The following is a 14,679-nucleotide window of genomic DNA, read 5'->3' as shown; positions in this document are numbered from 1 at the left end:
TGCCTACATTCCCTCCTCTGCAAAATTTGTTGCATCTACAATAGCTTGCTCTAGTTGTGCGACATAAGTATTTCTTTGTGACTCTGTATAGTTATAATGTTGTTGCATAACTTGAATGACCTGCTGTTTATAACGTTTTACCGCATCAATATCGAAGTATAATAAGCCTGTTCGACGGATAAAGAAATCACTTGGTGTGTACACCATTTCCGCTTCTATGCCATAAAGTAGCATGGCATGTAAGGCTAAGGGCATCGTACTTCCATGTTCATGCAAATATTTCACCTGATTATATAATGCATCAACATTCGTGCCATATTTTTGTACAAGCTGTTTTGCTTCATCATAATTTAGACCGTACTGAACGCCCTCTTTCGCTTTATAAGTACAATAATCAGTGAAATTAATGGCATTAATGCCTTTTGCACCAGAAAGTGATAACTCACGTGTTACACATGGGCTTGCATGCTTATATTTATGTGTTTTCACAATTTTATCAACGATTGTCTCAGCCATTTGACGGTAGCCCGTTAGTTTGCCACCCGCAATCGTCATTAGTCCACTCGGAGCCGTCCATATCTCATCTTTGCGTGAAATTTCCGATGGATCCTTGCCTTTTTCAAAAATAAGTGGACGCACACCTGCCCATGACGATTCAATCGTATCTCTTGAAATATTTGCCGTTGGAAAGACCGTTTTTGCAGCAGCAATTAAATAATCAACATCCTCTTGGGTAGCGACGGGATGTACAGGGTCTCCCTCGTAAACTGTATCTGTTGTCCCTACATAGGCTTTACCATCACGTGGAATAGCAAAGGCCATACGCCCATCCACTATATCAAAATAGACTGCTTGTCGTAATGGAAAATCCTTTTGATCAAGGACAATATGAACTCCTTTTGTGAGACGTAATTGCTTTTTGTCTGTTACTTTATCCTTGTGGCGAACCTCGTCCACCCAAGGCCCAGTTGCATTGACAATTTGCGCAGCATGTACTTCAATCGTTTTCCCTGTAATATGATCCTTCACTTGTGCCCCAACAAGCTTTTTCTTCTCATATAAAAATTCGGTCATCTCCGCATAATTTAGACAAAGTGCCCCATATTCAACAGCTTTTTTCAGCACTTCAATTGTCAGACGGGCATCATCTGTCCGATATTCTACGTAGTAGCCACCACCAATAAGCTCATCTCGATTGAGTAATGGCTCTAGCGCTGCTGTTTCCTGAGCGTTTAACATTGTTCGACGTTCATGTTTTTTCACACCTGCTAATCGATCATATACCTTCAGTGCCATTGATGTTGTAAAAGGTCCAAGTGAGCCCTTCTTATATAATGGTAGTAGCATCTTTTCAGGAGTTGTCACGTGAACAGCATTGTCATATACAATTTCACGCTCACGCCCAACCTCAGCTACTACACCTACTTCAAGTTGCTTTAAATAACGAAGTCCACCATGAATAAGCTTTGTTGAGCGGCTTGATGTGCCAGCAGAAAAATCTTGCTTCTCAATCAAAGCGACTGATAGCCCTCTAGATGCTGCATCAAGTGCAATGCCAGCACCTGTGATGCCGCCACCAATGACTAAAACGTCAAAGCTATAGTGCTCTAATAACTGCATAATTTTAGGACGATGTTCAAATGAAAACATAACTTTTTCCCCCATTAGCTATAATTTAAAAATACGTGTAACCTTTACTGCGTATGCTAGCCTGTATAACTAGCAATAACTTTAAAAAATAGAAATTCTAATATCATTTGTATAGCTCATCACCATAACGTGTGGTCGATTTCCGTTCCGACTGTGCGCTTTGTTGCTGACGCTACGCTTTCGCACAGTCAAAACATTTGTAGCTGCCGCTTCGCTTTCGCTACAGAAAACATTTGTTGCTGCCGCTACGTTAGCACTACGCTTTCGCACAGAGCAAAGCTTCCTGGGGGCGTCCGATGAGCCGCTTTTGGTGCTGCCGCTACGTTAACACTACGCTTTCGCACAGAAAACATCCGCTACGCTGCAGGGTCTCGGGCCAACAGATGTTTTTTGCGCGAAAGCGTGAGTGCAACGTAGCGACAGCAGCACGATGTTGGTCACGAAGGCGTTATCACAGGATGTGATGCTTTCAGCCTTCGTTCCTCTATTGCTAATCCCCAAGGAGTCGCCCAGTCTCCACTCCAATCAACTTATATAAATGGCATACGTTTTAACAAATGTGAACTTGTTCTAGGCGTTATATCTACATTACCCGTTTAAACATTTTTTCCACTTCATACGTTGTAAAATGTATCAACACTGGACGTCCGTGTGGACAAGTAAATGGATTGTCGGCATTGCGTAAATCTAGCAGTAACGTATCCATTTGCTCTTTCGTTAAATAATGATTGGCCTTTATCGACTTTTTACAGCTCATCATAATCGCTGCCGCCTCACGTAATTTTTTGACGTCCGCCTTTTTAGTTGTTAGTACCTGTTCAATTAAGTCCTCAATAATTTCTTGTTCTTCTCCCTTAGGGAACCAGCTAGGATGCTCCCTCACTACAAATGAAGCCTGTCCAAATTCCTCTAAAAATACGCCAACAGCTTCTAACTCCTGACTATTTTCTCTTAGTATAAGAGCTTCGTCAGCAGCATAATGGAAGGTCAATGGCAGCAATAAAGCCTGACGCTCATTTGGGTTCACCTGGCCGACCTTTTCACGGAAAAATTCATATTTAATACGCTCCTGGGCAGCATGCTGATCAATTAAATAAAAGCCATCCTCCATTTGTGCAACAATATACGTGCCGTGAATTTGCCCTACCACCTCAAGCGCAGGAAATGGTTCTTTAGTAGGCTCATCCTCTAGTATTTCCACTGGCTCCTCTAGCTTCACTTCTTTAGGAGGATTCAATTCTTCAAGAGGATTCTCCATCACTGCTGTCGGTTGCCAGCTATCTTCAATGGCAGTAGGAACGGATTCAGGTTGTGGCACTATAGGATCTATTGTGTTCGATTCCTGCACTGTTTGCACATCATACAATTTTTCTACAATAGCATTCATTTTCTCCACATTAAGCTTTGGTGCAGGTTTCCAAATATTTAACTGCTCCGTCGCAGACTTTACCACTTTCTCCTTCTTTTCCATTAGCGGTACCCGAATAACATTGCGGATTTTCTCTCGTATTGTTTCTTCAATTAGCTTAAGAAGCTCAGGCTCCTTACTTAAACGTATTTGGTGTTTGGCAGGATGAACATTGACATCCGTTAAATAAGGATCACCCTCTATGTAGAGCGCAACAATCGGAAAACGTTCAATTGGCAAATACGTATGATAGGCGTCGACAATCGCTTTTTGTACCAAATAATGCTTCACCCAGCGACCATTTACAAACAATGACATATAGTTTTTCGAAGCTCGAGTGACCTCAGGTAGTGATACGAAGCCAGAAATTTTATAATCATGTGATTCACCATTGAATGACACCATTTTTTTCGCATTATGGACACCGTAAATGGCTGCTAATACTTGTTGTACGTCACCTCGTCCATTCGTTTGTAACAACTGCTGACCGTTATGCAATAATCTAAACGCAATTTGTGGATTTCCAAGTGCAAGACGGTTCATCAGATCAATTGTATGCCCAAGTTCGGTCTGTATTGTTTTCATATATTTTAATCGAGCAGGTGTATTGAAAAATAGCTGTGCCACTGTAATATCTGTTCCCTTGCGCAAAGGGCCAGGTTTATGTGAAGCAATATGCCCACCCTCAAGCTCTAAATACGTTCCTGATTCACCATTAGATGTAATAAGCGTCATTTTTGACACCGATGCAATGGAAGCTAAGGCCTCACCACGGAACCCGAGAGTACGAATACGAAATAAATCGTGTTCTTGATGAATTTTACTTGTCGCATGGCGAGAGAATGATATTAACGCATCCTCTTCATCCATACCACTACCATTATCAATTATTTGAATTGAAGTGAGGCCCGCTTCTAGTAAAAAAACATCAATGGACGTACTTCCTGCATCAATGGCATTTTCAACAAGCTCTTTCACTACAGAGGCTGGTCTCTCAACTACTTCCCCTGCCGCGATTTTATTGGACAGCCACTCGTCCATAATTTGTATTTTTCCCATAGCGTATCACTCCTTTACTTTTTTGTGTTTACTAGTTGCTGCTGTAATTCGTATAAAATATTCATCGCTTGCATTGGTGAAGTGCCAAGAATATTTACTTTTTCTAGGTTTTTCAGCACTTCTAACTCTGCTGGAGAGATTGGTTCTCCCTCCGAAAATAGTGACATTTGCACTGGCTTTTCAACAACTTCCTGTACCACGGTCACTTTGTTTTCAGCTTCGTTTCCGGCCTCGAAGTTTTCAAGCAATACTTGTGCTCTTGTTAAAATTTCCTCTGGCAATTGCGCAAGCTGTGCTACATGAATTCCGTAAGATTTATCGGCGGCACCCTTTTTCACCTTATGCAAAAAGACAACCGTGCCATTTTTTTCAGTAGCAGATACGTGTACATTTTGCAGTCGAGGAAGCTCCTTTTCGAGTGCCGTTAATTCATGATAGTGAGTTGAAAACAGTGTATTTGCCCCAATTTTGTCATGGATGTATTCCATCATAGATTGAGCAAGGCTCATACCATCATAAGTAGATGTCCCACGACCAATTTCATCAAACAGCATTAAACTATTTTTTGTAGCATGTGTAATGGCATGCTGAGATTCTAACATCTCCACCATAAATGTTGATTGTCCCGCAGCTAAATCATCCGCTGCACCGATGCGTGTAAAGATCTGATCTGTAATTGGTAATCTTGCTTTTTCAGCAGGTACATAACAGCCCATTTGCGCCATGACAACAATAAGTGCAACTTGACGCATATACGTACTTTTACCGGACATATTCGGACCTGTAATAAGCATCATATTGTTATTTTCCTCAAGTACACAATCGTTTGGTACATACATTTGCTTATTAAGCATCTTTTCAACAACCGGATGGCGCCCTTCAATAATTTCTAGCGAACGTCCGCCATGAAACTCCGGCTTCGTAAAACGATATTTCTCTGAAACACTTGCAAAGCTTAATAGCACATCTAGCTCACTAATGCTCGCCGCTAACGCTTGGACACGTGGAATAAACGTCTTTAATTCATCACGTATTTTCACAAATAAATTATACTCTAACGTTAAACTCTCTTCCTCGGCATTTAAAATTAATGCTTCTTTTTCTTTAAGCTCTTGTGTAATATAACGCTCGGCATTGGCCAAAGTTTGCTTACGCTCATAACGTGTTAAATCTGCTAAATGGATATTAGACTTCGTAATTTCAATATAGTAGCCAAAAATTCGATTGTAGCCGATTTTTAAGTTTTTAATGCCCGTTTTCGTCCGTTCCTCTTGCTCTAGCTGTGCAATCCAATCCTTCCCATTACGAGAAGCATAGCGTAGTTCATCTAAGCGTGCATCATAGCCATCGCGAATGACGTCACCCTCTTTAATTGTAATTGGTGGATTGTCTGTAATAGCTCGTGCTAATAGTGCCTCTACATCTGCACACGTATCAAGCGCCGCGCCTAGCTTTTGCAATGTTTCTTTATCGGTACCAAGTAATTGCTGCTGTATGGTAGGTACTTGACGCAATGAATCACGTAGCTGCGCTAAGTCTCGTCCACCCACATTACCAAAAGCTACACGTCCCGCTAAACGCTCTAAATCATATACTTGTTTTAAAGAGGCTTGTAGCTCTGTTCTTACAAAGTATTCCTCTAATAAATCAGTGACGTATGCTAATCTTTCGTCAATGGCAGCACGTGAAGCAAGAGGTTGGTGTAACCATTGCTTTAATTTGCGCCCTCCCATTGCTGTCACTGTATCATCTAACAACCATAAAAGTGTGCCTTTTTGATCGCCACCGCGAATAGATTGAATAAGCTCTAAATTACGCTTAGAGCTAGAGTCAATACGTAAATAATTTTTCATTTCATTGTAAGTAAATGCTTGAATATGTGATAATGAACGCATTTGTGTCTTATCAATATAAGCGAGCAAACGAAGGCAAGCAATTTGTAAATCATTTGGCACCGCATCTAAATAATGTGCAGCTTTAGCCATTGTCATTTCATCTGTTTCAATAGAAAGGACGATACCCGCGTTTACTGCATGCTCTGCTAATAAAAGCTGCAAACTTTCCGTTACAATTAATTCACGAATACCGTATGCCTGCATTTGCAATAACAGTGCCTTACCGTCACCCTCAATCGAGGAGGCTACCGCTTCACCTGTAGATAAGTCTAAATAAGCGTAGCCAAATGTCATATCGTCAAGTTGTTCCGCAGCACCAATAAAATGATTGGTTTTACCATCAAGCGACTTACCTTCCATGATCGTTCCTGGTGTAATAAGCTGAACAACTTCACGTTTTACTACACCCTTTGCTTGCTTCGGATCTTCTGTTTGCTCACAAACAGCAACCTTATAGCCCTTTTGCACAAGAGTTTCAATATAATTTTTTGCCGAATGATGTGGAACACCACACATTGGAATACGCTCTTTTGCACCTGCATCTCGGCTCGTTAATGTAATTTCTAAAAGTTGAGAGGCATTAATAGCGTCCTCAAAAAACATCTCGTAAAAGTCGCCTAATCTAAAAAATAAAAAGGCATCCTTGTAATCTTCCTTTACCTGCAAATACTGTTGCATCATTGGTGTATAAGTTGTCATTTTAAAAATTCCCTCGCTCTTACCATATAGATATTTTTATTATAACAAAAGATACATGCGAAACGCTTAATTCACCTTTTTTAAGATGCTAGCGCTTCGCATGTATAGAATGTTTAGTATTATCTTTGTCTCTCATCAGGAAACGATGAGGACTCTAAAACATACCTGCCTTCTTCACTGGAGCTAGATGATGAGCTGGAACTGGAGCTAGATGAAGACGAGGAAGAGCTCTCATCAAAATTCCATTCCTCTTCGAAATCTAGTGGATGTACACTAATGCAAATAGTCGTTTCTCCCATTACCTCTACAACTACTTCACGTTCTACTACGATTTCAAACTTCGTACCACATGGGGAGATAATTGCCTCTATACAGTTTGGCTCTTGAATAACACGTACACGAACATCATCACCAGCACTCACTTCACCGTCTCTAAAAGAAAGCTTCACTTTGTCTTTATAGTGGACCGTTTCAGAAAATACTGCTGTTTTCGAATGACTACTATAGGCATACCATACATTAACATCAAATTTTCCCGATACTTCTACAAATTTACCGACTTTTTTCGCGGAGCAAGTATGATTGATAACCCAGCAACCGAGAATACTCGTCGGTTTATTCGATGGACTTAATGTTACACGTTCTTCCGTTCTCTTCTTCCCTTTGGCAACTACTGCTCTCGTCACGATTTGTCGTAAACGTTTCAGCGCAATTCCTCCTTTGACTCTTTTCACTCCATCATATGCAGGTAGCGCCTATTGGGTGAACATATATTTTTAAGAATCAAATTACTGACTTTTTCATACTATGTTGTCTGAATTGCGCTAATTTCCAAGAGCATTATTCAATTATGCCGAGGTCTAATTGCCGCTGTCGCTTAGAATTTATTTGTAGCTATGGGCTTTGCTTTTGCTACAGTGAATATTTGCCGCTTTCGCGCAGTATACATGTTGCAACGCGTACGGAATCGGCTTTGTACTTAGTCCTGCATGGGTCGACACGATGCCGGTCATTTCGGTAATACTGCGTTCTTAAACTAAGTTTCTCTACTCAGAGGATGTCTTTTGTCCCGAAAGCGTAGTAATAGGTACGGATGTTTGGACACCCACTGAAAGAAGTTAAACACATAAAAATAGCCCGAATGCTAGCATTCGAGCTATTTTTATTTTTTTATGAGCAGCTGCCTGGTGTTGTATTGGCAACGTATGAGCCAGTTTCTCCACGAAGTAAATCTCCACCAGTTGAGCGAACAATCTCATTTGTAACATTGTTAGCAATTGTGTTCGAAACTAATTGCAATAAATCATTTACATCAACTTGAGATTCTTTAAATTGTTGAACCACTGGGATTGCGTTGATTTCTTCTTCAATTTTTTCGATTTTATCTTCAATTAATTTCAGCGCTTTTTCTTTTCCTAAGTGTTGGAAGTTAACAGCTTGCTTCTGTAGGCTTTTTAAGCTTGCAATACGCTCACGTACAAATTGGTTTTCATTAATTTGTGCTTCGGCTTTTTTGAAAAATTCAACTTCTTGCGTATTGGCAATCATATGCGCAATTTCGTGTGACTTCTTGATTAAATCATCTTTTGTATATAATACTTGTGACATTTACGCTTCCACCTTTTCATTTTTTACTACTTCTACGAATTCACCACTTAGTGAATAAGAAGTAGCCTCAACTATTTTTACTTTCACTAATTGACCTATTAAATGTGCTGGCGCTTTAAAGTTTACAAGACGATTTTTACGCGTATAGCCAGCTAATACATCTTCGCGTTTTTTACTTGTACCTTCGACTAAAACTTCTACTATTTCACCTTTCAAGCCCTCTAATGCTTTTCGAGAGTACTCCCCTACAACTTCATTTAATCGTAGAAGACGTTCTTTTTTCACTTCTTCAGGTACATTATCCACCATTTTTGCAGCAGGTGTACCCTCGCGAGGAGAATAAATATACGTAAAGGCCATTTCAAAGCCTACTTCACGGTACAAGGATAATGTCTCCTCAAATTGCTCCTCTGTTTCATTAGGATAGCCTACGATAATATCAGTCGTTAGTGTTACTTCCGGAATAGCCGCTTTAATTTTCGCTACTAATCCAAGGAAATGCTCACGTGTATACTTACGAGCCATAATTTTTAGCACATCATTTGAACCAGATTGTACTGGTAAATGAATATGCTCAACTAAGTTACCACGTTTTGCAAGAACTTCGATTAAATGATCATCGAAGTCACGTGGATGACTCGTTGTAAAACGAATGCGTGGAATATCAATTTTTCGTAATTCATCCATTAAATCACCAAGTCGATATTCAATATCCTCAAAATCCTTGCCGTAAGCGTTGACATTTTGCCCTAATAGCATAATTTCTTTATAGCCAGCTGCCGCTAATTCACGAACTTCAGCAATAATTTCTTCCGGACGACGACTACGCTCCTTACCACGTGTATAAGGTACAATACAATACGTACAGAATTTATCACAGCCGTACATTATATTTACCCAAGCTTTAATGGATCCAAGACGTTTTTTCGGCAGATTCTCAATAACATCGCCTTCTTTGGACCAAACCTCAATGACCATTTCCTTAGACATATATGCTTCTTTTAAAATGTTCGGTAAACGGTGAATATTATGTGTACCAAACACCATATCGACATGTGGATAACTTCTTAAAATTTTATTTACAACAGATTCTTCCTGTGACATACAGCCACAAACCCCAATAAGCATCTCTGGATTTTTACGTTTATATTTTAGTAGAAAGCCCAGTTCTCCAAATACTTTGTTTTCTGCATTTTCACGAATAGCACACGTATTCAGTAACACGACATCAGCTTCATCAATCACATCTGTAGGCGTATAACCTAGCTGCATAAAAATCCCAGCCATCACTTCCGTATCATGCTCGTTCATTTGGCAGCCATACGTACGAATATAAAAAGTACGCCCCGTACCCATATCTGCAAACTCTTCTGCAATGTTAAAGTCCTTATGGTACTTAACTTCTTCTTTCCCACGTTTTTTAGCATCTTTTAATGAAGGTGCCGTAAAGACCGTTTCAAAATATTTACTATAATCCTTTTCAGGCTTGTCTTCTTTTTTTGGTTGATTGACTTGTTGATTTGCTAAGCGTTGTTCTTCATTCATTGCAATCAGGTAACTCCTTTCAAACGAATTCCATACATTTGAATTCCCATTTTACTATTATACTGAATAATTGCTACATCCTACAAGGTTTGCGTACTAAATGTCGCGGTTTAGACTTAATTGCACGTTGGCTAGATGTATATTCTCATTAGGACGCAGGAGGGAAATCGTCAGTTGTTTGCAGGGGGAGGGGGGATCCGTCACTTCGTCTGTTCCTTCCATCGCTTTGCTTAACCAAGCTATCACCTCACTGATGCCCATCCACACTCTCCCTAAAAATAAAAAATCACCGAAGATATCCATCAACGGCGACGTTTATTATAGTTCTATAGATTGTTTTTGGCGTTGGTCAAATCCAATAATTGTTTGAACGCCATAGCTTTTTAGTAAAGCTGTATTCGCAAATGTGTATTTGCCTAAATCGTCTGGGAAATGCGCATCTGAGGAAACTGTAAAGGCTACACCATGTTCCATTAAAATTTGCAAGAAACGTGGTCCTGGGCACATTTCCTTTACTGGATAGCGATAATATAAACCGGCATTTATTTCAGTGGCGGTTTGTGTGGCCACAAGTGCCTTTGCAATTCTTTCATACCAAGAGTCAAGAAAAGCCGTGTCCTTCACTTGATAATCAAACACTTTAAAATTGTCTAAATGCGCCACAAAGTCAAACATATTCGAGAAGATCATTTTTTCTACTGTAGCAAAAAAACGTGCAAAGTTTTCCTGTAAGGCTACTGCGTCCATGTCCTCAAATATGTATTGGGTTTGAGGATTATCAAAGCCCCAGCCATCCATAAAATGGACAGATCCGATGACATAATCCCACGAATAACCTTCTAATAATGATGCTAATTCTTCTTCACCGCCGACAAAATAATCTGCCTCGATGCCTAGCTTTAAGGAAATACCTTGACGCCTCCATTTTTCCTTTGCTCGATTAATAGTTGACACAAAATCATTCATGCTTTCTGTCATGACACAATCAAGCCAGTAACGCTGAGCTCTACCAACCTCATTGTCATCTAATTGCATATAACGTTCAAAGTATGCTCGCGTCTCCTTGAAACGATAGAGATGGTCGACAATCCCAACCTCTCGCAAACCAAGCTGCTTTGCTTGTTGTAAATATAAATCTAGCCATTCCTCACTATAGCAACCATTCTGTAAACGCTTTGATAACTGCTGCATTTGTAGCTCTATAAATGCTTTAGAACCTTTTGTTGCTCCTTCATCTTCATTAAAAAATTTAATTGCCTGAGAAGTACGCTCTAGCCAACGAAATGAATAGGGCCCCTCCTCTAAATGTACATGATAATCAACCATCCGATTTCCCTCCATTGCATACCGTCCACTTTTCCTCATACGCATGCCACTCTATTGGGCAAGCTATATCACAAAAAATTTCTGAGCATTGCTCTATGTGACAAATTTGATAAAAGGACTTACCATTTATTTTAGATGCATCCGTTAATAAAAAGTTCATCTTGCTACAATCAAGCATTTTTTTAGAAATTAATGATTCATCCAAATCATAATCGTACACGATACCATCACTTATTCCACCACACGAAATAAATGCCTTATCAAAATTCATATTTCCTAACAATTCCAATGTCATAGCTCCTGTTACTGAGGATTGTCTCGGATTTGTCGTTCCACCAAGTAATATGACCTTTCCAGTCATTCGTCGCTCCTCTATCGCTAAATTAAACTGTACAGCTGCAGCGATAGAGTTGGTTACGACAGTTATATCGTCGACTGCCAATAAAAAATCTGCAATATGCACTGTCGTTGTACCTGTATCAACCGCAATTGTATCCCCGCCACCTATACGACTAGCTGCTAAACGAGCTATATTACGCTTTGCCTCTTTTTGCATTTGAAGCTTACGTAAAAATGCTGGTTCATTTCTAACGTTCGTATACTTTACAGCTCCTCCGTGTACTCTCGTTAATAAATGCTGTTGCTCCAGCTCATCAAAATCTCTACGAATCGTTTCTGGTGCTACTTGTAATTCATCTGCAATATTGGCAACGACAATTTTTCGATCAGCCTCTAATTGTTTTAAAATAAATTCAAAACGTTCAATTTTTGCATATGTCATGATAATGCAATCACATCTTCCCTCGCTATATAGCACACATATTGCTTACCAAGCTCAAACGAATGCCCTCGTTGGTGTAGCTGTTCCATCGTAAAGAGACATTCACCCTCAAACGTTGTCCGAATAACATTGCCACTCATTAATGACTGCTTCGCCTCTCCAGTCATACAAACATCCCCCTGTCTCTCATCGAGATGTATGGCTTCTGGTCGAATCGCAAATTTTGAGTATTCTTTTGGCAATGCCTCGCCAATCATTTTCTCAAGGGCTTGACGCGTAAAAACATTGTAATGTCCAATAAAATTCGCGATAAATTCACTTTCAGGGCTTGTATAAATCGCAGTAGGTGTTCCACTTTGTGCAATCATCCCATTATTCATCACAAATATTCTGTCAGAAACAGCCATTGCTTCTTCTTGGTCATGCGTAACTAAAATCATCGTTATACCTAGCTTTTGTTGAATAGCTCGTAAGTCTGCTTGAAGTTTCTTACGAATTTGGGCATCTAACGCACTGAGCGGTTCATCTAATAGCAATACTTTTGGACGTACAATTAATGCTCGAGCAAGGGCAACACGCTGCTGCTGACCCCCAGATAATTCTTTCGGATAGGCATGCGCTTTTTCACTTAAATGCACGATTTCAAGTATTTCTTGAACACGTTGATCCACTTCAACCGTATTGACTTTTTGCATTCGTAAACCGAAGGCTACATTTTCTTTCACCGTCATATTTGGAAATAGTGCATAAGATTGAAACACCATACCAACTTGGCGATCCTTTGGTTGAACACGATTCATATCCTTGCCTTCTATGTTAATTTTTCCTGCAGATGCATCTGTTAAGCCTGCCAAAATACGCAGGATTGTACTCTTACCACAGCCACTCGGACCTAAAAGAGTTATAAATTCACCTTTTTCAATCTTCATATTTATATTTGATAAAACCGTCGTTGATCCATATTTTTTATGAAGTCCCTCAATCACAATATAACTCATAAATTTGTAGCACCTTTCGATCGTTTCGTTAATGTTGCAATAGCGTACGTTAATAAGCCCATAAGAACGATATAAATAAAGACAACTGCACTAGCAATATGTCCACTTGTACTAAGCTTCTTCATTAAATAAATTTGCACCGTCTCAAAGCGAGAACCAACCACTAGATTAATCAGTACAAATTCTCCAAAAAGTACGGAAAACGATAATAATGCCCCAGCAAATAAGCCTGGGTAAACGGTAGGTAATAATATTTTCGTAAATGCCTGCAATTTAGATGCTCCCAGTAATTGCGCTGCGTCTATAAGCTGTCGTGCATCAACATTCTGCAAACTATTGCGTGTCCCCTGATAAATGTATGGGAGGATACCGATGACATATGCCCCTAAAACTACTAAAATCATCGGCACACCAAATTTGCTATAAACACGAATGAGCCCGACTGCTAAAATAATGCCCGGGAATGAATACACCATCACAACAGCCATCTGTATCCATTTTTCGTATTTTGGAAAATACAACACGATTACAAAAATAGCTGGTACGATAACGAGCAATGCAATCATGACAGCCCCACTAGACAATAAAACAGAACGTCCAAACGCCTGTATAAATTCTGCATCCTGAAATAATGCCGCAAGCCATGTCAATGTTAATCCTTCTGGCAAAATGGTCTTATTCCAATTCGTCGCAAAGGCATAAAGCATTGTTGCAACAACTGGTAACACTAAATACACCACTAACAGGAGGAAAAATAAATCAGCAAAGCCTCTTTTTTTCATTATAACTTCCTCCTTGTTTTTGAAATGCTCCACTCACTCAATAGCATTGCCGTCACCATCGTTACTGCTAGTATTACTGCAATAGCACTTGCCAGCTCTGGTTGTGCAAAAATATCTCCCTTAATAAGAGAACCAATACGAATGGCTACTAAATTGTAATTACTGCTAGTTAGTGCATAGGCAGAGGCATATGCTCCCATTGCATTGGCAAACAATACGCTAAATGTTCCAACAATCCCAGGAAGCATAACAGGGATCCCAACCTTCATCCAAAACTGCCATGTAGAAGCTCCAAGTAATGCTGCTGCGTCCTTCCATTGTTGCTGAATCCCATCATAAATTGGGTATAAAAGCATTAAGGCTAATGGTAGCTGAAAATAAATATAAATCAGTAACAAGCCACCCCAGCTATAAAGAGAAAATGATGAAAATGTGTCAATACCCCATTTATCGAATAGCAATGTAAAGAGCCCGCTATTGCCCAGTAATACAATAAAGGCAAAAGCTAATGGAATACCTGAAAAATTTGATGTTAAATTTGTTAGTATTAAAATTTTCTCACGCACTGGCTCAGAAAATCTCATAATCGCATAAACAGCGAATAGGGTAACCATTAAAGCAATGACTGCCGAAATAACAGACAATGTAATACTATTTGTAAAGCCTTGTAAAATGTAATCGTTCGTTAGTACAGTTTGATATTGCGCGAGTGTAAAACCATCACTATTTTGAAAGCTTGTGATGAGCATATACAGTAACGGTACTAAGAAAAATAACAAGACAAGTACTAGAAAAGTAGAAAGCCAGGCAACTGTTTGCCGCTTCGAAATCACAACAATCACTTCTTTCTATAGTTAATAGCTAAAACTGAAATTGTTCCGATAAAATTAGATTTTATTCCGATAAAAGCTAAAGTTGTTCCGATAAA

The 14,679-nt window shown here is 39.6% G+C and carries 11 protein-coding genes; all 11 read right to left on the bottom strand.

What is annotated here, in order from left to right; genetic code table 11:
- Positions 1–3: 3 nt before the first annotated feature.
- Positions 4–1,650 (bottom strand): glycerol-3-phosphate dehydrogenase/oxidase, encoded by a 1,647-nt coding sequence (locus MY533_RS05225; protein ID WP_248718262.1) that lies wholly within the window; start codon positions 1,648–1,650, stop codon positions 4–6.
- Between the two features lie 583 nt (positions 1,651–2,233).
- The gene (gene mutL, locus MY533_RS05220) at positions 2,234–4,117 is read right to left on the bottom strand and encodes a DNA mismatch repair endonuclease MutL (RefSeq protein ID WP_248718261.1); all 1,884 of its coding nucleotides are present in this window, start codon (positions 4,115–4,117) and stop codon (positions 2,234–2,236) included.
- A gap of 14 nt (positions 4,118–4,131) precedes the next feature.
- On the bottom strand, positions 4,132–6,711 hold the full coding sequence (gene mutS, locus MY533_RS05215) for a DNA mismatch repair protein MutS (RefSeq protein WP_248718260.1): 2,580 nt from the start codon (positions 6,709–6,711) through the stop codon (positions 4,132–4,134).
- A gap of 119 nt (positions 6,712–6,830) precedes the next feature.
- Positions 6,831–7,445, bottom strand: coding sequence for an outer spore coat protein CotE (gene cotE, locus MY533_RS05210; protein ID WP_248718259.1), 615 nt, complete (start codon positions 7,443–7,445; stop codon positions 6,831–6,833).
- A gap of 436 nt (positions 7,446–7,881) precedes the next feature.
- Positions 7,882–8,319, bottom strand: coding sequence for a YlbF/YmcA family competence regulator (locus MY533_RS05205; RefSeq protein ID WP_132357329.1), 438 nt, complete (start codon positions 8,317–8,319; stop codon positions 7,882–7,884).
- On the bottom strand, positions 8,320–9,864 hold the full coding sequence (gene miaB / locus MY533_RS05200; protein WP_248718258.1) for a tRNA (N6-isopentenyl adenosine(37)-C2)-methylthiotransferase MiaB: 1,545 nt from the start codon (positions 9,862–9,864) through the stop codon (positions 8,320–8,322). It abuts the gene before it with no gap.
- Between the two features lie 318 nt (positions 9,865–10,182).
- Positions 10,183–11,190 carry a histidinol phosphate phosphatase domain-containing protein gene (locus MY533_RS05195; RefSeq protein WP_248718257.1) on the bottom strand — a complete coding sequence of 336 codons (1,008 nt, stop codon included), beginning with the start codon at positions 11,188–11,190 and terminating at the stop codon, positions 10,183–10,185.
- A complete protein-coding gene (locus tag MY533_RS05190) occupies positions 11,183–11,971 on the bottom strand; it encodes a DeoR/GlpR family DNA-binding transcription regulator (protein ID WP_248718256.1) in 789 nt (262 codons plus the stop codon). Before MY533_RS05190 ends, MY533_RS05195 begins: the two co-directional genes overlap by 8 nt.
- A complete protein-coding gene (locus MY533_RS05185; protein WP_248718255.1) occupies positions 11,968–12,969 on the bottom strand; it encodes an ABC transporter ATP-binding protein in 1,002 nt (333 codons plus the stop codon). The genes MY533_RS05190 and MY533_RS05185 overlap by 4 nt, the downstream gene beginning before the upstream one ends.
- On the bottom strand, positions 12,966–13,751 hold the full coding sequence (locus MY533_RS05180; protein WP_248718254.1) for an ABC transporter permease: 786 nt from the start codon (positions 13,749–13,751) through the stop codon (positions 12,966–12,968). Before MY533_RS05180 ends, MY533_RS05185 begins: the two co-directional genes overlap by 4 nt.
- Entirely contained in the window at positions 13,751–14,593 is an 843-nt protein-coding gene (locus tag MY533_RS05175; protein WP_248718253.1) for an ABC transporter permease, read from the bottom strand. The genes MY533_RS05180 and MY533_RS05175 overlap by 1 nt, the downstream gene beginning before the upstream one ends.
- Positions 14,594–14,679: the final 86 nt, after the last annotated feature.

This window comes from Lysinibacillus sp. Ag94 (genome assembly GCF_023242215.1).
Lineage (GTDB): Bacteria > Bacillota > Bacilli > Bacillales_A > Planococcaceae > Lysinibacillus.
This window is presented reverse-complemented; position numbering and strand designations above follow the sequence as displayed.